The sequence below is a fragment of the Undibacterium sp. TJN19 genome, from assembly GCF_049339485.1.
Lineage (GTDB): Bacteria > Pseudomonadota > Gammaproteobacteria > Burkholderiales > Burkholderiaceae_D > Undibacterium.
The window spans coordinates 282994-300808 of sequence record NZ_JBMPPL010000004.1 but is presented as its reverse complement, the minus strand read 5'-3'; the positions used below and the strand labels follow the sequence as shown (position 1 = coordinate 300808).

At 51.9% G+C, this 17815-nt stretch carries 24 protein-coding genes; 2 read left to right on the top strand and 22 right to left on the bottom strand.

All coding sequences use genetic code 11. The annotated features are described in order from the left end of the window. Positions 1-163: 163 nt before the first annotated feature. Positions 164-925: a Nif3-like dinuclear metal center hexameric protein gene (locus ACO0LH_RS14915; RefSeq protein ID WP_422941890.1), complete on the bottom strand. Its 762-nt coding sequence runs from the start codon at positions 923-925 to the stop codon at positions 164-166. 14 nt (positions 926-939) lie between these two features. On the opposite strand from ACO0LH_RS14915, the gene ACO0LH_RS14910 reads away from it, so the two are divergent. Both ACO0LH_RS14910 and ACO0LH_RS14905 read left to right on the top strand, forming a co-directional pair. Further along, positions 940-2115, top strand: coding sequence for a Do family serine endopeptidase (locus ACO0LH_RS14910; RefSeq protein ID WP_422941889.1), 1176 nt, complete (start codon positions 940-942; stop codon positions 2113-2115). A gap of 25 nt (positions 2116-2140) precedes the next feature. Next, on the top strand, positions 2141-2830 hold the full coding sequence (locus ACO0LH_RS14905; protein ID WP_422941888.1) for a DUF2461 domain-containing protein: 690 nt from the start codon (positions 2141-2143) through the stop codon (positions 2828-2830). 30 nt (positions 2831-2860) lie between these two features. On the opposite strand, the gene tatC is transcribed toward ACO0LH_RS14905, so the two are convergent. The 21 genes from tatC to ACO0LH_RS14800 all read right to left on the bottom strand — a co-directional run bounded on the left by tatC (position 2861) and on the right by ACO0LH_RS14800 (position 17815). Then, positions 2861-3625, bottom strand: coding sequence for a twin-arginine translocase subunit TatC (gene tatC / locus ACO0LH_RS14900; protein ID WP_422941887.1), 765 nt, complete (start codon positions 3623-3625; stop codon positions 2861-2863). Between the two features lie 45 nt (positions 3626-3670). Continuing rightward, the gene (gene tatB / locus ACO0LH_RS14895; RefSeq protein ID WP_422941886.1) at positions 3671-4156 is read right to left on the bottom strand and encodes a Sec-independent protein translocase protein TatB; all 486 of its coding nucleotides are present in this window, start codon (positions 4154-4156) and stop codon (positions 3671-3673) included. 46 nt (positions 4157-4202) lie between these two features. Beyond that, positions 4203-4421 (bottom strand): Sec-independent protein translocase subunit TatA, encoded by a 219-nt coding sequence (tatA, locus tag ACO0LH_RS14890; RefSeq protein ID WP_422941885.1) that lies wholly within the window; start codon positions 4419-4421, stop codon positions 4203-4205. Positions 4422-4490: 69 nt separating this feature from the next. Next, the gene (locus tag ACO0LH_RS14885) at positions 4491-4862 is read right to left on the bottom strand and encodes a histidine triad nucleotide-binding protein (RefSeq protein WP_422941884.1); all 372 of its coding nucleotides are present in this window, start codon (positions 4860-4862) and stop codon (positions 4491-4493) included. A gap of 46 nt (positions 4863-4908) precedes the next feature. Beyond that, entirely contained in the window at positions 4909-5253 is a 345-nt protein-coding gene (locus ACO0LH_RS14880; RefSeq protein ID WP_422941962.1) for a phosphoribosyl-ATP diphosphatase, read from the bottom strand. A 5-nt stretch (positions 5254-5258) separates the two neighbouring features. After that, the gene (hisI, locus tag ACO0LH_RS14875) at positions 5259-5660 is read right to left on the bottom strand and encodes a phosphoribosyl-AMP cyclohydrolase (RefSeq protein ID WP_422941883.1); all 402 of its coding nucleotides are present in this window, start codon (positions 5658-5660) and stop codon (positions 5259-5261) included. Next, positions 5657-6421, bottom strand: coding sequence for an imidazole glycerol phosphate synthase subunit HisF (hisF, locus tag ACO0LH_RS14870; protein WP_422941882.1), 765 nt, complete (start codon positions 6419-6421; stop codon positions 5657-5659). The genes hisI and hisF overlap by 4 nt, the downstream gene beginning before the upstream one ends. After that, positions 6418-7209, bottom strand: a complete 792-nt coding sequence (hisA, locus tag ACO0LH_RS14865) for a 1-(5-phosphoribosyl)-5-[(5-phosphoribosylamino)methylideneamino]imidazole-4-carboxamide isomerase (RefSeq protein WP_422941881.1) — start codon at positions 7207-7209, stop codon at positions 6418-6420. The genes hisF and hisA overlap by 4 nt, the downstream gene beginning before the upstream one ends. 71 nt (positions 7210-7280) lie before the next feature. Continuing rightward, a complete protein-coding gene (hisH, locus tag ACO0LH_RS14860) occupies positions 7281-7919 on the bottom strand; it encodes an imidazole glycerol phosphate synthase subunit HisH (protein WP_422941880.1) in 639 nt (212 codons plus the stop codon). A 45-nt stretch (positions 7920-7964) separates the two neighbouring features. After that, positions 7965-8567: an imidazoleglycerol-phosphate dehydratase HisB gene (hisB, locus tag ACO0LH_RS14855; RefSeq protein WP_422941879.1), complete on the bottom strand. Its 603-nt coding sequence runs from the start codon at positions 8565-8567 to the stop codon at positions 7965-7967. Next, a complete protein-coding gene (gene hisC, locus ACO0LH_RS14850; protein WP_422941878.1) occupies positions 8564-9652 on the bottom strand; it encodes a histidinol-phosphate transaminase in 1089 nt (362 codons plus the stop codon). Before hisC ends, hisB begins: the two co-directional genes overlap by 4 nt. 52 nt (positions 9653-9704) lie before the next feature. Beyond that, entirely contained in the window at positions 9705-10478 is a 774-nt protein-coding gene (locus ACO0LH_RS14845) for a DNA-methyltransferase (RefSeq protein WP_422941961.1), read from the bottom strand. Positions 10479-10515: 37 nt separating this feature from the next. Continuing rightward, the gene (hisD, locus tag ACO0LH_RS14840) at positions 10516-11832 is read right to left on the bottom strand and encodes a histidinol dehydrogenase (protein ID WP_422941877.1); all 1317 of its coding nucleotides are present in this window, start codon (positions 11830-11832) and stop codon (positions 10516-10518) included. A gap of 45 nt (positions 11833-11877) precedes the next feature. Beyond that, positions 11878-12531, bottom strand: a complete 654-nt coding sequence (hisG, locus tag ACO0LH_RS14835) for an ATP phosphoribosyltransferase (protein ID WP_422941876.1) — start codon at positions 12529-12531, stop codon at positions 11878-11880. Continuing rightward, on the bottom strand, positions 12531-13781 hold the full coding sequence (gene murA / locus ACO0LH_RS14830) for a UDP-N-acetylglucosamine 1-carboxyvinyltransferase (RefSeq protein WP_422941875.1): 1251 nt from the start codon (positions 13779-13781) through the stop codon (positions 12531-12533). The genes hisG and murA overlap by 1 nt, the downstream gene beginning before the upstream one ends. Continuing rightward, positions 13781-14017 carry a BolA family protein gene (locus ACO0LH_RS14825; protein WP_422941874.1) on the bottom strand — a complete coding sequence of 79 codons (237 nt, stop codon included), beginning with the start codon at positions 14015-14017 and terminating at the stop codon, positions 13781-13783. The genes murA and ACO0LH_RS14825 overlap by 1 nt, the downstream gene beginning before the upstream one ends. 77 nt (positions 14018-14094) lie before the next feature. Then, positions 14095-14850, bottom strand: coding sequence for an ABC transporter permease (locus ACO0LH_RS14820; RefSeq protein WP_422941960.1), 756 nt, complete (start codon positions 14848-14850; stop codon positions 14095-14097). 5 nt (positions 14851-14855) lie between these two features. Further along, entirely contained in the window at positions 14856-15776 is a 921-nt protein-coding gene (locus ACO0LH_RS14815; protein ID WP_422941873.1) for an ABC transporter ATP-binding protein, read from the bottom strand. 183 nt (positions 15777-15959) lie between these two features. Then, positions 15960-16256 (bottom strand): STAS domain-containing protein, encoded by a 297-nt coding sequence (locus ACO0LH_RS14810; RefSeq protein WP_422941959.1) that lies wholly within the window; start codon positions 16254-16256, stop codon positions 15960-15962. Continuing rightward, positions 16253-16903 (bottom strand): MlaC/ttg2D family ABC transporter substrate-binding protein, encoded by a 651-nt coding sequence (locus ACO0LH_RS14805; protein WP_422941872.1) that lies wholly within the window; start codon positions 16901-16903, stop codon positions 16253-16255. Before ACO0LH_RS14805 ends, ACO0LH_RS14810 begins: the two co-directional genes overlap by 4 nt. Positions 16904-17038: 135 nt before the next feature. Beyond that, positions 17039-17815, bottom strand: a complete 777-nt coding sequence (locus ACO0LH_RS14800; protein WP_422941958.1) for an MlaA family lipoprotein — start codon at positions 17813-17815, stop codon at positions 17039-17041.

The following is a 17815-nucleotide window of genomic DNA, read 5'->3' as shown; positions in this document are numbered from 1 at the left end:
GAGTTGCCCCATCAGGTCAAAAAGAGCTCTTGCTGATTCATGAACGTCACCAGGCTCCTGCCTTCGCAGGAGCCATGAGTTATGAGCCAGGGTCAGCAGTATTTGCCCAAAGTTTCCAAGCTAGATAGCCTGGGCCGAACCAAACCGGGTCGGACAGTTCAGTTCACACCGGATTATCAATATCCACAAAACTGTGCCTTACCCCAAACCGCTCAGCAATCAGTTTGCCCAGGCTTTGCACACCAAAACGTTCGGTCGCATGATGGCCGCAGGCAAGATAAGCCACACCGGATTCTCTTGCCAGGTGTACCGTAGGCTCAGAAATCTCGCCGCTTAAATATACGCTGGCACCGGCAGCGATGGCCTGATCCAGCATGTTTTGCGCGGCGCCTGTACACCAGGCAATGCGACCTACCAGTGCTGCCGGATCACCGATCAGCAGCGGTTTGCGCCCCAGTTTCAGCTCCACATGCAGGGCCAGATCAGCCATGGTAAGCAAGCCCGGCTCACGCAGAATACCCAGCCAGCCCAGGTCATTTTCGCCAAAACGACCATCCGGGACGATGCCCAGATGACGTGCAAGGCCAATGTTATTCCCAATTTCGGCATGCCCGTCCAGCGGCAAATGATAGGCAAACAGGGAAATATCGTGCTCCAGCAAGAGTTTCAGGCGGCGCTGTTTTTGCCCGATTACGCGCATGTCTTCCCCGCGCCAGAAGTAGCCATGATGCACAAAAACGGCATCAGCCTGCATTTCCACTGCTTTTTCCAATAATGCTAAACTGGCAGTCACACCGCTGACAATATGTTTAATCGATGTGCGCCCTTCCACCTGCAAGCCATTTGGGCAATAATCACGAAATGTACTGACTTGTAATTCTTTAGCCAGAAATTGCCCTAATTCGTCCCGATTCACTGATTTCATTTTTACTTCTACCTATGCGTCGTCTTTGGTTATTATTTGCCCAAACTGTTACTGTTGGTCTGGCCATCTGGTTTATTGTAACCACCTTGAAACCCGGATGGGTAAATGGTGGCTATGGCAAAGGCCAGGATTTGCCAATCAGCGCAGGAGTCACGCTGCAACAGGCACCGGCCAACGCCGTGCCAGCGCAAAGTTCTTATGCGTCAGCAGCCAAGCGCGCCATGCCTTCGGTAGTGAATATTTACACATCAAAAGAAATACGCCAGCGCCGCAACCCGCTGCTGAACGATCCCTTTTTAAAACGTTTTTTTGGCGAACAGCCAAACACGCCGTCTGAACGCCTGTCCAGCCTCGGTTCTGGCGTGATTGTCAGCACCCAGGGTTATATCCTGACGAATAATCATGTGGTCGAATCTGCCGATGATATCGAAGTTGCGTTGTCAGACGGGCGCAAGACCAATGCCAAGGTGGTTGGCACCGACCCCGAAACCGATCTGGCCGTCATCAAGATTGATTTACCCAACTTACCAGCGATCACCCTGGGCCGCGCTGACCAAGCAAACGTTGGCGATGTCGTGCTGGCAATAGGCAACCCTTTTGGCGTGGGCCAGACAGTCACTATGGGTATCATTTCTGCCCTGGGCCGCAATAACCTGACCGACAACGCATTTGAAAACTTCATACAGACCGACGCTGCGGTCAACCCTGGCAATTCTGGTGGCGCTCTGGTTGATGTCAACGGTAATCTACTGGGCGTTAACACCGCCATTTATTCGCAAAATGGTGGTTCAGTCGGCATTGGTTTTGCAATACCCGTGTCTACTGTCAAACAGGTGATGGAATCCATCATCAGTAACGGCCATGTCGTACGTGGCTGGATAGGTGTGGAACCGCAGGACATTACACCGGAACTGGCGGAGAGCTTTGGCCTCAAACAAAAATCCGGTGCAATCATCGCAGGTGTCATCCGTGGTGGCCCGGCTGACAAGGCTGGCATGAAGCCTGGCGACATTCTGATTGCCATCGAAGGCAAACCCGTTGGTGACACAACACAGATGCTGAATCTGGTCGCTCAGCTACAACCAGGAAATAAGGCTAAAATCACTGTCTTGCGCGACACCAAAGAACCGACGCTGGAAGTATTGATCGGCAAACGGCCACCGGCGCGCAAAGAAGAACAGAGAGAATAATCCTTAGCAAACATAGTGAGCATTCATGCACCTGATCGACCTGCAAGCGTACTTATCTGAACTGGGCGACAACAATAACCGTGCCTGGTTCGTCATGAACAAACCACGTTACGATATTTTGCGTGCCGAATTTTTACAGCTGGTGACAGAACTGATCAAAGACATTAGCAAGTTTGATCCCGCCATTGCCGGGCTGGAGCCAAAGAAGGCACTGTTCCGCATCAACCGTGATGTGCGTTTTGCACATGACAAGTCGCCTTACAAGACCACGTTTTCGTCATCCATATTGCCAAGCGGGCGCAAGAAGCCCAGCGAAGGTGGCGGGCCTGCCTATTATTTCCAGATGGATGGTACTGGCCGCCTGTTTTATGCTGTCGGTGAATACATGCCGCCTACAGACCGGCTGAAAGCCGTACGCAATCATATCGTGGCTGACCCTGACGGTTTTGCCAAGGTATTGAAAGACAAAAAACTGAAAGCGCAGTTTGGTACTTTGCAGGAAGAAGGCAAGTTGCAACGCCCACCCAAAGGTTTTGATGCTGATCTGCCGCATATTGAGCAAATCAAGCTGAAGAATTTCATGGTATGGACTGAATGCCCGTTGAAAGGCATGCAGACTGAAGAATTAAAAGCCACTTTGCTGAAGGCTTACCAGAGCGCCATGCCACTGGTCAGCTGGCTGCGTTCCGTACCTGCGGTACCAGTCACTGACTAATACCACACGTGAATAAGCTGTTTTGCCAGCTTATTCCGTCATTTCTGGTGGTGCCTGTGTCGCCTTGACAAACAACGGTGCAATCAGCAGGCCGATTTCAAACAGCAAGATCATCGGTATCGCCAGTGAAAACTGACTGACGATGTCTGGCGGCGTGACGATGGCAGCAATCACAAAGGCACCCACGACCACATACGGTCGTATGGCCTTGAGTTTTTCCAGCGGCACCAGCCCCATACGCACCAGCACCACGACGACCACTGGCACTTCAAAAGTCACGCCAAAAGCCAGGCACATGGAAATAATGAAATCCAGGTAATTTTCTATATCCGGCGCCACGCTGATGGAAGCAGGCGCAAATTCATTGATGAATTTAAAGACCCGGCCAAATACCAGGAAATAACAGAACGCCACACCACTCAGAAATAACACTGAAGAAGAAATTACCAGGGGTGCGACCAGGCGCTTCTCATGGGTATACAAACCCGGGGCGATAAACGCCCAGACCTGATACAGTATCCACGGCAAAGCCACCATGAATGCCAGCAACAGGGTCACCTTCATCGGCACCAGGAAAGGCGAGATAACACCAGTGGCAATCATTTTCGAACCCACAGGCAGTGACGCCAGCATGGGTTGCGCGAGGAAGTCATAAATTGCCGAAGGCCCCGGCCATGCCATCAGGGCGGCGCAGGCTATGACCAGCCCATACATGGACTTTACCAGCCGGTCACGCAATTCAACCAGATGCGAGATAAAACTTTCTTCGGGACTGTGCTCTACCTGTTCGCTCATGCGAATACCGCCAAATTATGAATACGCGAAAACATCAGCGAAGAATTAAAAGAAACTGGAACCAGGGCGTGCATTTGCCCTGTGACGCGCCATCCTGGCTGAACCAGAAATCACACGCTGGCGCTGACCGCTGCGGTTCTTAAACCAGGCCGGAACCGCAGACGTGCGAGCGAGTTTTTTACGACGAAAGTTTTTCGCCTTGATAGCCAGTTGCTGTGGACTGGTGGTGTGCAAAAGCGCCGACTCGCTTTCCTGATCGAGGTTACGAAACTCTTGCTCGGTCTCGTTCCAGGTCTGGTGGATTGATTGCTCAACATTCTGAGCCGCATCCTGCACATCCTTGTGCATCTTGCGCAATTCTTCCAGCTCGATTTCGCGGCTGACCTCAGACTTCACTTCATTGATATAGCGCTGGGCGCGACCCAGCAGGGTACCGGCCATTCTTGCCACCTTGGGCAATTTTTCCGGGCCAATGACGATCAATGCCACCACACCTATCAGGGCGAGCTTGCTGATACCCAGGTCTATCATGCTGACAGCTCCGGCAAAAACCCAGCGTCAGCGCAAGGTAAATGCATCACAGTTTGTTTTTTTCTTTTGCTTCTACGTCTATCGTGCTTTTATCAGCAACTTGCTGAGATGCCGCGGTTTTTTCTTCTTCCCCTTTGACGCCATCCTTGAAACCCTTGACGGCCTTACCCAGGTCAGAACCCACGTTACCCAGTTTCTTGGTACCGAAAACCAGTACGATCACGACGAGCACGATCAACCAGTGCCAAATACTTAATGAACCCATTATTTACTCCTAGAGAGAGCCATGCTCCCGAAATTAGTTGAGAACGTAAAATCCGCCTTACGTCCGGTATCAGCGTTGCCCGCGCCAGGGCTTGGGGCCGCCAATCACATGCAGGTGTAAATGATACACCTCTTGCCCGCCATCCGGCCCGGTGTTGATCAGGGTTTTATAGCCGCCCGACAAACCGCCATCAGCCTGCTGCGCTGGTGCGCAACCATGCTCCTGTGCCAGCCTTGGTGCGAGCGCCAGTATTTTACCCAGCAAGACCGTATGTTCAGGCTGTGCTGAAGACAGCGTATCGATATGCGTTTTTGGAATAATCAGCAGATGCACGGGTGCAGCCGGGTTGATATCCTTGAAAGCCAGCAATTCTTCATCTTCATACACGATGGAGGAAGGAATTTGCTTCGCCGCGATTTTACAAAAAAGACAGTTATCCACTTTTTACCCTATCAACTGATCAAGACTTGCCTGCTGCACGCTGACACTAAGCGTCCTTGCGTGTCGCTTTTTCTTCTATACCCGAAATACCTTCACGCCTTGCCAGCTCATCCAGTACCTGCTGAGGGCTGAGATCATACTGGGCCAACATGACAAGCGAATGAAACCACAGGTCAGCACATTCATATAAAAGCTTGGTATGGTCGCCGGATACGCGCGCGTCTTTGGCGGCCATCACGGTTTCAGTGGCTTCTTCGCCTATCTTTTTAAGTATTGCGTCATCGCCCTTGGAAAACAGGCGGGCAACATAAGACTTGTCAGGGTCGCCACCATTGACCAGCTTGCGACCTTCTATGATTTCAGCCAGGCGCTGCAAAACCGGCTCTTGCATGGTACTCATTTGTAAATACTTTCCGGATCTTTCAATACAGGGTCGACTGCCTGCCAGTCACCATCATTCAAACCACCTTCAAATTTCTGGTAGAAGCAGGAATGGCGGCCCGTGTGGCAGGCGATGCTGTCGGTCTGTTCTATCTTCAGCAAGACCACATCTTCATCACAATCGATGCGGATTTCCTTGACCTTCTGGATGTGGCCAGACTCTTCACCCTTATGCCAGAGCTTCTTGCGCGAGCGGCTCCAGTAAACGGCTTCGCCCAGTTCCACGGTTTTGGACAGGGCATCGCGATTCATCCAGGCAAACATCAAGATGTCATTGCTGCTGGCCTCCTGCGCAATGACAGGCACCAGGCCATTTTCATCCCACTTGACTTTGTTCAACCATTTTGCCGCGCTCATGACAACCTCATCGGTATATGTTGTGCAGCCATAAATTGCTTTGCTTCGCCTACTGTATGTTGCCCGTAATGAAAGATGCTGGCAGCCAGCACCGCATCGGCACCACCTGTTTTGATGCCATCGGCCAGGTCTTGCAAGCCACCGACACCACCAGAGGCGATGACGGGTATGGACACGGCATCAGACACTGCACGTGTCAAACCCAGGTCAAAACCGGAACGAGTGCCATCTTTATCCATGCTGGTCAGCAAAATTTCACCGGCGCCCAGCTTCGCCATGTGCATGGCCCATTCAACAGCATCCAGGCCAGTGGCATTGCGGCCACCATGGGTAAATACTTCCCATTTGCCTGGGCCTACATTTTTGGCGTCAATCGCCACGACGATGCATTGCGAACCATATTTATGCGCCGCATCAGCCACCAGTTGCGGATTGGTGACTGCCGAGGTATTGATGCCCACCTTGTCAGCACCGGCGTTAAGCAAACGGCGCACATCAGCCACCGTACGCACACCACCACCGACAGTCAGCGGGATGAATACTTGCGATGCCACGGCTTCAATGATGGGCAAGATCAGATCGCGGCCATCGGATGAAGCCGTGATATCGAGAAAAGTAATTTCATCAGCGCCCTGCCCGTCATAACGACGGGCGATTTCTACCGGGTCACCCGCGTCGCGCAGTTCCTGGAAATTAATACCCTTGACGACGCGACCAGCGGTCACGTCCAGGCAAGGGATAATACGTTTGGCTAAGCTCATTCAGTCTCTTCTTCATCATCGAACTCACCACTGAGTTCATCGGCACGGTCTTGCGCAGATGACAAATCCAGTGTGCCTTCGTAAATCGAACGGCCACAGATGACGCCTTCCACACCTTCATCCTGCACTGCACACAGGGCTTCGACATCAGCCAGGTTATGGACGCCGCCAGAAGCAATCACCGGGATGCTGACTGCCTGCGCCAGCTTGACGGTGGCTTCTATGTTCACACCACCCATCATGCCGTCACGGCCGATATCGGTATAGACAATGGCTTCAACCCCATAGTCTTCAAATTTCTTGGCGAGGTCGATGACTTCGTGGCCAGATAATTTGCTCCAGCCATCGGTTGCTACCTTGCCATCCTTGGCATCAATTCCAACGATGATCTGGCCTGGGAAGGCGCTACAGGCATCGGCCAGAAAGCCAGGATTTTTCACCGCAGCGGTACCGATGATGATGTAGGACAGACCATCATCAAGATAGCGTTCTATGGTGTCAAGATCGCGGATGCCGCCACCCAGTTGTACGGGAATTTCTTCGGTATCGGTTTCTTCGGCATACTCACGCACGGCCTGAATGATGGCCTTGACTGCGGCTTCATTTTTGGGCTTGCCAGCAAAAGCACCGTTCAGATCAACCAAATGCAGGCGGCGAGCGCCCTGGCGCAACCAGTGGCGCGCCATTTCAGCGGGGTCTTCGGAAAATACAGTAGCCTGGTCCATATCACCTTGTTTAAGGCGTACGCAGTGACCATCTTTCAGGTCGATAGCAGGAATGAGCAGCATGGTATGAGAAAAAGTGTGGACGTCAAATAGACAATAAAAAAACCGGGTCGTTAATCTTGCTATTGCTGCGCTTAAGGTTTCCAGTGTACAAAATTCTTGTACAGTTGCAAGCCAGCCGCAGCACTCTTTTCAGGGTGAAACTGTGTCGCAAAAATATTGTCGCGTGCTACCGCACTGGCAAACACGCTGCCGTAATCGGTAACACCTACCGCATGTTGCCTGTCTGCCGGATGGGCATAATAGCTATGCACAAAATAAAAATAGGCATCATCGGCAATATCTTGCCATAAAGCATGTGACTGCGATTGCTGCACGCGGTTCCAGCCCATTTGCGGAACTTTAAAACGCGAACCATCAGCCTGCAATTGCCCATCCAGTGCAAAGCGTACCACTTTCCCCGGCAACAAACCCAAACCGGGGGTATCGCCCTCTTCGCTGATGTCAAACAACATCTGCTCACCAACACAAACACCAAACAGGGGTTTGCTGCGGGCGGCTTCGAGCACGGCATCTTGCAGACCTGATTCACGCAGGCAGCTCATGCAATCCGGCATGGCACCCTGACCCGGCAAAACGATGCGGTCAGCGGTCTGAATATCAGCAACTTCGCCGGAAATGAGTACATTTGCTTCAGGCGCAACGGCGCGCAAGGCTTGCGCCACCGAGCGCAAATTACCCATACCGTAATCTACTACAACAATTTTGTTCATAATGATTTACCAGCCATGCTGGTATTTGATATCTTCGATTGCGAATTAAAGACTGCCTTTGGTCGAGGGTATGGTACCAGCGGCTCGCGGGTCAAGCTCGGTTGCCATGCGCAGGGCACGGCCAAAGGCTTTAAACACGGTTTCGCATTGATGGTGCGAATTATCGCCACGCAGATTATCGATATGCAGGGTGACCAGGGCATGATTGACAAAGCCCTGGAAAAATTCGCGTGCCAGATCGACATCAAAATTGCCTATCATCGAGCGCGTAAACGGAATGTGGTATTGCAAACCCGGGCGGCCGGAAAAATCCACCACCACGCGCGACAGGGCTTCATCCAGCGGCACATAAGAATGGCCATAACGGCGTATGCCTTTCTTGTCACCGATAGCCTGCGCAAATGCCTGCCCCAGGGTGATACCGACATCTTCGACCGTATGATGCGCATCGATATGCAGGTCACCTACCGCTTCGATATCGAGATCGATGAGGCCATGACGGGCGATCTGATCAAGCATGTGATCGAGAAAAGGGACGCCGGTATTGAGTTTTTGCTGGCCGCTACCATCGAGATTGATGGCTACACGGATTTGCGTTTCATTGGTATTGCGGGTTACCGCCGCAATGCGTTCAGTTGGCTTATTCATTTTGATGATAAAGATGCTGCAAAAGCAGCAAGAAAAAGAGCGTTCTCTTCCCGGGTGCTGACGGTGATGCGCAGACAGTTACCCAGCAGATTATGCATTTTACCTACATTTTTGACTAAAATTTTTAGTTCGCGTAATTTCACAAAGACTTGTTCAGCATTCGCAACACGTATCAAAAGAAAATTGGCTGCCGAAGGAAATACTTGCACGTCAGGCAAAACTGCCAGTGCCGCAGCCAGTTCGCCGCGCTGCTGGCGCAATTCTGCTGCCTGGGCATCCAGTATTTCTACCCTGTCCAGCACGAATTCTGCCGCTGCCTGCGTCAGTACATTGATGTTGTAGGGTGGACGGACTTTTTCAAATTCATGCATCAGTGCATTATTGCCAACCATATAACCCAGGCGTATGCCTGCCAGACCCAGCTTGGAGACGGTGCGCATGACGACCAGGTTATCAAACTCTGCCAGACGTGACATGAAGCTGGCTTGGGCAAAGGCTTGATAAGCTTCATCGACGATGACAATGCCATTCTCACCAACCGCCTGCAGAATAGCGACCATGTCGTCTGCATGATACAGCGTGCCAGTGGGATTATTGGGATAAGCCAGGTAAGTGATGGCAGGTTGATGCTCGGCAATAGCCGCCAGCATGGCTGCCTTGTTCAGCGTGAAATCCGGGTTCAGGTCTACGCCTACGAATTCCAGACCGGCAAACAGGGCTGACATCGCATACATGACAAAGCCGGGCACCGGTGCCAGCACTTTGGCGCCCGGTTTGGCGCAGGCGATGGAGACCATGCTGATGAGTTCATCCGAGCCATTGCCCAGCACGATGTCATGGCCAGCAGGCACACCGAGTTTGTCAGCAATCAATTGCTTGAGACTGGCATAGGCGGGTTGTGGATAACGGTTCAAGGCAATACCAGACAGATGTTGTGCCAGTTGCTGCTGCATGTCATGCGGCAGCAGATAAGGGTTTTCCATCGCATCCAGCTTCACAAAACCGCTGGCGTCCGGCACGTGATAGGCGGACAGGCTGGCGATTTCAGGACGTATCAGTTTGGTGATGCTCAATTTTTGCTCCATGTTCAGGGCTTGTAAAAATCGCGCTGACCAGCCCTCAGGTCAATTCAGGCCATCAGGCAGGAAGTTCTTCCGTGACTATCAAGCTCAGGCGATTTTCTATCATTGCGCAATAGTCGGGGTTCAGTTCAAAACCCACAAAATCACGCCCACAACGTTTGGCAGCTACGGCGGTGGTGCCGCTGCCCATGAAGGGATCGAGTACAACACCGCCGGGTGGGCAGGAAGCCTTGATCATGCGCTCAATGATTTCGAGCGGTTTTTGGGTAGGATGTTCTTCGCGCTCGGCATGCTCTCTGTGCAGGCGCGAAACACTCCAGACGTCCTTGGGATTGAATCCCATTTCCAGCCACTTCGCGCCTTCGAAAATCTTGCGGCTGCGCGCTTTCTTGGTGACTGCGTCATACGGGATGCGTATCGCATCGAGGTCAAAATAATAATCTTTGGCTTTGACAAAAAAACCTATGGTGTCATGCACCGATGAATACTTGCGCACGCTGCCCCCCATTGATGGCACGCGTCTATCCCAGATGATTTCATTCATCATGCTCATGCGCTGCTTGAGCATGACAAAAACCTCGGGCGAGTAGCGCCAGGTCAGGAAAATGTACAAGCTGCCATTGGGTTTTAATTTCGGCAACGCCAGGTCTATCCATTGCGCCATCCATTCCAGATAGGCGGCCGATTCCATCTTGTCGGAATCGTTACCGTAATCCTTGCCCAGGCCATACGGTGGGTCAGCCAGCAGTAAATCGATGCTGGCATCAGGCAGCCGCGCCAGACCTTGCAGCGCATCTTCACAAAAAACCTGGTTACGCCATTCGGCCATCATATGCAGCTATTCATGGCAGGCAGCAATTCCGCTTTCATGACTTCAGTCGCAATTCTGCGCTACGGGCATGGGCTTGCAAGCCTTCGCCGTAAGCCAGTTCAGCGGCGACCTTGCCCAGTGTCTGCGCCCCCTGCTCACTGACGAAAATCATCGATGAACGCTTCTGGAAATCATAGACACCCAGCGGTGAAGAAAAACGCGCAGTACGCGAAGTCGGCAAGACATGGTTGGGACCGGCGCAATAATCACCAAGGGCTTCTGATGAATAGCGACCAAGGAACATGGCACCGGCATGACGTATCATGTCCGCCCATTGCTGCGGGTTTTCAGCAGAAATTTCCAGATGTTCGGCAGCGATATTGTTGGCAATTTCACAGGCTTCATCCATATCACGCACCTTGATCAGGGCACCGCGATTGGCCAGTGAAGTACGTATCACTTCATGCCTTGGCATGGTGGGTAGCAACTTGACGATGCTGGCCTGTACAGCTTCGATATATGCTTCATCGGGGCACAATAAAATGGATTGCGCCAGTTCATCATGTTCAGCCTGGGAGAATAAATCCATCGCCACCCAGTCAGGATCTGTCGTACCGTCGCACAAGACCAGTATCTCGGAAGGGCCGGCGATCATGTCAATGCCAACCACGCCAAACACGCGACGCTTGGCGGCAGCCACATAGGCATTACCGGGGCCAACGATTTTATCGACAGCAGGTATGGTCGCCGTGCCATACGCCAAAGCGCCAACAGCCTGGGCACCGCCTATGGTGAAGACACGGTCAACCCCGGCAATTGCTGCGGCTGCCAGCACCAAAGGGTTCTTCACACCATCGGGTGTTGGCACGACCATGATGATTTCCTTGACGCCCGCCACCTTGGCAGGAATCGCATTCATCAATACGGATGAAGGATAAGCGGCCTTGCCACCGGGTACATAGATACCAACGCGGTCCAGCGGTGTAACTTTTTGGCCCAGCACTGTGCCATCGGCTTCGGTATAGCTGAAACCGGCGGAACCACATTCTGTTTTTTGAATTTCATGATAGGCGCGCACGCGTGCTGCCGCTGTTTCCAGCGCGGTGCGGCGTTCTGCACTTAATGATGCCAGCGCTGCCTGCATTTCTGCCTGCGACAATTCCAGTGCGGCGACGCTATTTGCGTTGAGCCGGTCGAAGCGGTTACTGGTTTCCAGCACGGCACTGTCGCCCTGTGCTTTGACGCTTGCCAGTATCTGTGCGGCAGCGCGGTCTATCGCTTCATCTTCACTGGCTTCAAAGGCCAGCAGCTTTGTCAGTTTGGCAGAAAAATCAGCGTCTGTCGTATCCAGCCGGGTAATCACGGTTGCCATGCTTTTCTCTTGGTCTGTTCTTGATCTGTGCTTGTACTTGATCTGTTATGAATTGGCTTTGGAAGCACGGTCAAAGGCTTCCAGTATGGGTTGCAGGCGCTCACGCTTGAGTTTCAGCGCAGCCTGATTCACGACCAGGCGCGAAGAAATTTCCATGATGTGTTCCACTTCCACCAGATTATTGGCGCGCAGCGTACTGCCGGTACTGACCAGATCGACAATTGCATCTGACAAACCGACCAGTGGTGCCAGTTCCATCGAACCATACAGTTTGATCAGATCAACGTGCACACCCTTGCTGGCGAAATGCTGACGCGCTGTTTCTGTGTATTTGGTGGCGACGCGCAAACGTGCGCCCTGACGTACCGCAGTTTCATAATCAAAGCCAACCGAAACAGCCACCGACATACGGCATTTGGCGATGTTCAGATCCACTGGCTGGTACAAGCCGGCACCGCCATGTTCATGCAGGACGTCCTTGCCTGCCACGCCAAAATCAGCGGCGCCATATTGCACATAAGTGGGCACGTCAGAGGCTCGCACGATGATGACGCGCACATCGGGATCATTGGTCGCCAAAATCAACTTGCGTGATTTTTCCGGATCTTCGGTCACACGTATGCCTGCGGCTTCCAGCAATGGCAGGGTTTCTTCAAAGATGCGGCCCTTGGACAGGGCAAGTGTCAGTTGTGAAGACATTATTTGACTCGCTGTATCTGGGCACCAACGGCAGACAGTTTGACTTCCATGCGATCGTAACCACGGTCGAGATGATAGATACGATCAATCAGGGTTTCGCCTTCAGCAACCATGGCAGCAATCACCAGCGATGCGGAAGCACGCAAGTCCGTTGCCATGACCGGCGCACCAACCAGTTTATCGACGCCATTCACAATCGCGGTATGGCCATCGATTTCTATCTTTGCGCCCAGACGATTCATTTCCTGTACGTGCATGAAGCGGTTTTCAAAGATCGTTTCGGTCACGATGCTGGTGCCCTGCGCAATACAATCGAGCGCCATGAATTGCGCCTGCATGTCGGTCGGGAAACCTGGGTATTCGGTAGTACGGAAACCAACTGCTTTCGGACGACCGCTCATTTGCGCGCGTATCCAGTCCGGGCCAGTCGTCAGGATGACGCCAGCTTCACGCAATTTATCCAAAGCGACATCAAGGATGTCACTGCGGGTATTTTTCAAGGTGATGTCGCCCCCCGTTGCCGCAACGGCACACAGGAAGGTCGCGGTCTCGATGCGGTCGGCAATCACAGTATGGCTGGCACCATGCAGGTTGCTGACGCCCTGTATCACCAGACGGTCAGTGCCTATACCTTCGATTTTCGCGCCCATGGCGACCAGCAGGTTGGCCAGGTCGGTCACTTCGGGTTCGCGGGCAGCATTTTCCAGTACTGTCTCGCCTTCGGCCAAGGTCGCTGCCATCAGCAGGTTTTCTGTACCGGTCACGGTGATCATGTCGGTAACAACACGCGCACCTTTCAGTTTTTTTGCCCTGGCGTGGATATAACCAGCTTCTATCGTAATTTCTGCACCCATGGCCTGCAGGCCCTTGATGTGCTGGTCAACTGGACGTGAGCCAATTGCGCAACCGCCAGGCAGGGACACTTTGGCTTCACCAAACCGCGCCAGCAAAGGGCCCAGCACAAGGATGGAAGCGCGCATGGTTTTCACCAGGTCATACGGTGCTTCAAGCTTGTCGACAGCACTGCCGTTGAGTGTGGTCACACCATTTTCCTGCGTGACCTGCAAACCCATCTGACGCAATAATTTCAACATGGTGCTGACATCTTGCAGGGACGGCACATTGTTCAGGATCACATCGCCAGAAGTCAGCAGGCCGGCGCATAATATCGGCAACGCGGCATTTTTTGCACCGGATATCTGTATGTCGCCGTTAAGGCGATTGCCGCCTGTAATCAATAATTTATCCATTATGCTGCGTACTCTTCAGGGGTCAGGGTTTTCATAGACAGGGCATGTATTTCTTCGCGCATGCGCTCACCCAGCACGGCGTAGACGATCTGGTGGCGTTGTATCGGACGCTTGCCAGCAAATGCGGCAGAAACTATCACGGCCTTAAAATGCTGGCCATCGCCTTCAACTTCCAGATGTGTGCATTCCAGACCGGCTGCAATGTAATTTTTAATTTGTTCAGGTGTAGGAAACACGGCTAACTTTCTAACTCAAAATGAATGACTTGCTGTCTGCTTTATCAATGCTGCATGAACGACGTACCACTACAGTACTAATGCCTCAACTTATAACCGCGCTTGAGCATCTGCACAGCGATGGTCGCCAGCAATACAAAAAATACGGACACGATCATCAGGCTGGTAGCAGGCTCGACATCGGATTTACCAAAGAAGCCATAACGGAAGCCGTCAATCATGTAAAAGAAGGGATTGAAACGCGACACGCTTTGCCAGATGCCTGGCAATGAATGGATGGAATAAAACACGCCGGACAGGAAGGTAGCAGGCATGATCAAAAAGTTCTGAAAGGCGGCAAGCTGGTCGAATTTTTCCGCCCAGATACCTGCCACCAGGCCCATGGTACCCAGCATGGCCGCACCCAGGACGGCAAAAATCGCTATCCACCAGGGGGCGACAAAATGCAGGTCAGCAAACCAGGCCGTCACGACAAAGACGCCTGCACCAACCGCGACACCGCGGATGATGGCAGCCAGCACATAGGCCGAAAACACCTCCCAGTGAGATAGTGGCGGTAACAGGATGAAGACCAGGTTGCCTGTGATTTTTGACTGTATTAGTGAAGAAGAAGAATTCGCAAATGCATTTTGCAGGACGCTCATCATCACCAGGCCCGGCACCAGGAAGGCTGTGTATTTGACACCAGGATACACCTGCACATGCTCTTCCAGCACATGGCCGAAAATCAGCAGATACAGCAGCGCTGTCATGATAGGTGCCGTAATGGTTTGCGTCGCCACTTTCCAGAAGCGCAGTACTTCTTTGTACAACAGGGTATTAAAACCGGTCATGCCGCTCATTTCGCGCCCTCCATAATTTGCAGGAAGACATCTTCCAGATCGGCTTGCAGCAATTGCAGGTCTTCGATGATGCAGCCATCAGCGCGGAACGCAGCCAGCATGCCCTCGACCTGGTTATAGTCAGTCACACGCAGGGCAAACTGGCGAGGATCTGCCTGTATTTCATGACTGATGACTTTGTCACGCAGGCTTGCCGGCAAAGTCACGACACCATTCGTTGCAAGAGTGACGCGCAATTGTGAGCCGGAAATGCGCTTGATCAGATTGGCGGTGCTGTCGAGTGCCACGACCTTGCCCAGCTTCAGCATGGCGATGCGGTTACACAAGGCTTGCGCTTCTTCCAGGTAATGCGTGGTCAGCACCACGGTATGCCCTTCGCGGTTCAGCCTGGCGATGAATTGCCACAAGGTCTGACGCAATTCCACGTCGACACCAGCGGTCGGTTCATCGAGCACGATGACGGGTGGCTTGTGTACGAGTGCCTGAGCGACCAGCACACGACGCTTCATACCACCAGACAGAGCGCGCATATTGGTGTCTGCCTTGTTGGTCAGGTCGAGGTTTTCCATGACCTCGTCTATCCACTTGTCATTATTCTTCAGGCCAAAATAACCAGACTGCATGCGCAAGGTTTCGCGCACCGTGAAGAAGGGATCGAATACCAGCTCTTGTGGCACGACGCCAAGCTTGCTACGGGCATTGCGGTAGTCTGTGACCACATCATGCCCCTGCACGGTGATATTGCCGGTATCAGCACGGTTCAGGCCAGCCAGTATGGAAATCAGTGTGGTCTTGCCAGCACCGTTCGGCCCCAGCAAACCGAAAAATTCACCTTCTTCGATAGAAAGTGAGACGCCACCCAGCGCTTGTAGCGACTGGTAACGTTTATGGATATTGGTAATTTGTATGGCTGCCATCTGGCGTGTCTGCACTCAGGTGCTAATAGGGATAGAAGGAAACGGAAGATTCCAAAGCGCCACCGGAGTGGCGAAACCTTTGATTATAGGGGATTTTCCGAATTCGAACCGAAATGGCACAGCATGATTGCTGATTTTGTGTGCAATTTCTGGGAGGGCACCTAAGTGCCCGTCATGGAAGCGTCAATGTCGCTCTGAGGATGCAGCGAGTAATTGCTCACTGAGACCGTATAAATCGATCAGGCTCAGCAAACTTGCTGGCAGTGCCAAAAATTGCAGTTGCTTGCCACTCTGTATGGCCTGACGTTGCCAGGCCACCATCACAGCGACTGCACTTGAATCTATTTTTGTCAGGGCAGACAAATCAAATTCAGCCTGCCCTGTGGCGATTGCAGACATGCCCGCAGCGACCGCTGCATTGGCATTGTCATGACATAGTTCGCCTGTTACTTTATACACGATATTACCTTTTTGTCTTATTTGCCTGCATTCTTGGCAATACCGGCAGCTGCCAATTTCTTGTTCTTTTCAGACAAGGTCTTGATCAGGCCATCAATACCGGATTTGCTGATTTCGGCAGAAAAACTGCCTTTATAAGTTTCCACCAACCAGGCACCCAGCACATTAATATCAAAAATCTTCCAGCCAGCTGGCAATTTTTCCAGACGATAATTCAGTTGCAAAGGCTCGCCTCGAGTCTGTATGACTTGTGATTTTACTTCCACTTCTGTATCGCTAGGATCAGCACGCAAAGGCTTGAATTCTACGCGCTGGTCTTTAATTTGTGAGATAGCACCAGAGTAAGTGAACACTAACAATTGACGGAATTCATTAGTCAGTTGTTTTTGCTGGTCAGGTGTTGCTTCTTTCCAGCTTTTGCCTGCAGCCAATGAGGTCATGCGTTGAAAATCGACATACGGCAAAATCTTTTTTTCCACCATGTCGTACACACGTTTCTGATCACCCGCCTGAATGTCTTTATCGTTCTTGGCAGTGTCAATAATTTCAGTGCTCAAGCGCTTCATCAGTACATCTGGCCCTTCTTGCGCCTGGGCAAATGTATTGGCAGCTAACAGACCCATGCTGACAAACAGCATTGCAAATAATTTACTTGTGATTCGTTTCATTTTCTTTACCTTTTCTTGTGCGGTGTTATTACCGCTGTTAACCCGTGAATGCGCATACAGGTTGACATATTCATGATTTCTTACAAATTATTACCTAATACCAGCGGACACCCTGCTCTCACTCTATAGCAGCAATTAATCCTCGTCGGGATTAACCTGACCTGCACGACGCTGTAAATAGGCATCGCGGAAAAATACATATTTATCCAGCGCTGCCTCTTCCAGCAAACTGCCTGCATCCAGTACCGATGCACGTTTGTCGATAAGACGTACTACTGAACCTATATTCTTGATATACATGGGGCGTTTGTAATACCAGAGGTCACCACGCATATCAACGGGTGTCGCCAGCGCATCACGTACTGTTGAAGGCCCAAGTACCGGCAAGACCAGATAAGGCCCTGACTTGACACCCCAACGCCCTAAAGTCTGGCCAAAATCTTCATTGTGCTTGGGCATGCCCGCCGCTGAACCAATATCCAGCACACCGCCTAGACCAATGGTCGAATTGACAGCAAAACGCATGACATCCGTCACACTGTCATTCACACGACCTTGCAGGAGATTATTCACAGCATTCCATACGTCACCGATATTGCTGAAGAAATTACCCACACCAGTTTGTACAAAAGTCGGTAACACGGTCCGATACGCTTTTGCCACAGGCATGACTACCGCCTGATCCACTGTGTCATTAAAGCTGAACATCGCACGGTTAAAGCCTTCCAGCGGGTCGCGCGGGTTTTTACCGATATTGGTCTTGGTACTCAGCACATCCAGGGTCTGATCGGCCTTGTCTTTGATCTTTTCTACCGTCACTGTACTGCAACCCGTCAGCAACAAGCTGGCCAGCAACAGGAACATGGTAAATATCCTGTTTGCATTATTTCCAGCAAGAAATTTATTCGTCAT

What these genes read in the sequence shown, in the direction of transcription:
- hisF (WP_422941882.1), bottom strand. Translation starts at nt 6,421, where the DNA reads ATGAGCTTAGCCAAACGTATTATCCCTTGCCTGGACGTGACCGCTGGT.
- ACO0LH_RS14910 (WP_422941889.1), top strand. Translation starts at nt 940, where the DNA reads ATGCGTCGTCTTTGGTTATTATTTGCCCAAACTGTTACTGTTGGTCTG.
- hisD (WP_422941877.1), bottom strand. Translation starts at nt 11,832, where the DNA reads ATGGCAACCGTGATTACCCGGCTGGATACGACAGACGCTGATTTTTCT.
- hisI (WP_422941883.1), bottom strand. Translation starts at nt 5,660, where the DNA reads ATGAGCGCGGCAAAATGGTTGAACAAAGTCAAGTGGGATGAAAATGGC.
- hisA (WP_422941881.1), bottom strand. Translation starts at nt 7,209, where the DNA reads ATGCTGCTCATTCCTGCTATCGACCTGAAAGATGGTCACTGCGTACGC.
- murA (WP_422941875.1), bottom strand. Translation starts at nt 13,781, where the DNA reads ATGGATAAATTATTGATTACAGGCGGCAATCGCCTTAACGGCGACATA.
- hisC (WP_422941878.1), bottom strand. Translation starts at nt 9,652, where the DNA reads ATGGAGCAAAAATTGAGCATCACCAAACTGATACGTCCTGAAATCGCC.
- tatA (WP_422941885.1), bottom strand. Translation starts at nt 4,421, where the DNA reads ATGGGTTCATTAAGTATTTGGCACTGGTTGATCGTGCTCGTCGTGATC.
- ACO0LH_RS14845 (WP_422941961.1), bottom strand. Translation starts at nt 10,478, where the DNA reads ATGGCCGAATGGCGTAACCAGGTTTTTTGTGAAGATGCGCTGCAAGGT.
- tatB (WP_422941886.1), bottom strand. Translation starts at nt 4,156, where the DNA reads ATGATAGACCTGGGTATCAGCAAGCTCGCCCTGATAGGTGTGGTGGCA.
- ACO0LH_RS14820 (WP_422941960.1), bottom strand. Translation starts at nt 14,850, where the DNA reads ATGACCGGTTTTAATACCCTGTTGTACAAAGAAGTACTGCGCTTCTGG.
- tatC (WP_422941887.1), bottom strand. Translation starts at nt 3,625, where the DNA reads ATGAGCGAACAGGTAGAGCACAGTCCCGAAGAAAGTTTTATCTCGCAT.
- hisB (WP_422941879.1), bottom strand. Translation starts at nt 8,567, where the DNA reads ATGAATAAGCCAACTGAACGCATTGCGGCGGTAACCCGCAATACCAAT.
- ACO0LH_RS14805 (WP_422941872.1), bottom strand. Translation starts at nt 16,903, where the DNA reads ATGAAACGAATCACAAGTAAATTATTTGCAATGCTGTTTGTCAGCATG.
- ACO0LH_RS14880 (WP_422941962.1), bottom strand. Translation starts at nt 5,253, where the DNA reads ATGCAAGAGCCGGTTTTGCAGCGCCTGGCTGAAATCATAGAAGGTCGC.
- ACO0LH_RS14815 (WP_422941873.1), bottom strand. Translation starts at nt 15,776, where the DNA reads ATGGCAGCCATACAAATTACCAATATCCATAAACGTTACCAGTCGCTA.
- hisG (WP_422941876.1), bottom strand. Translation starts at nt 12,531, where the DNA reads ATGTCTTCACAACTGACACTTGCCCTGTCCAAGGGCCGCATCTTTGAA.
- hisH (WP_422941880.1), bottom strand. Translation starts at nt 7,919, where the DNA reads ATGAACAAAATTGTTGTAGTAGATTACGGTATGGGTAATTTGCGCTCG.
- ACO0LH_RS14905 (WP_422941888.1), top strand. Translation starts at nt 2,141, where the DNA reads ATGCACCTGATCGACCTGCAAGCGTACTTATCTGAACTGGGCGACAAC.
- ACO0LH_RS14800 (WP_422941958.1), bottom strand. Translation starts at nt 17,815, where the DNA reads ATGACGAATAAATTTCTTGCTGGAAATAATGCAAACAGGATATTTACC.
- ACO0LH_RS14915 (WP_422941890.1), bottom strand. Translation starts at nt 925, where the DNA reads ATGAAATCAGTGAATCGGGACGAATTAGGGCAATTTCTGGCTAAAGAA.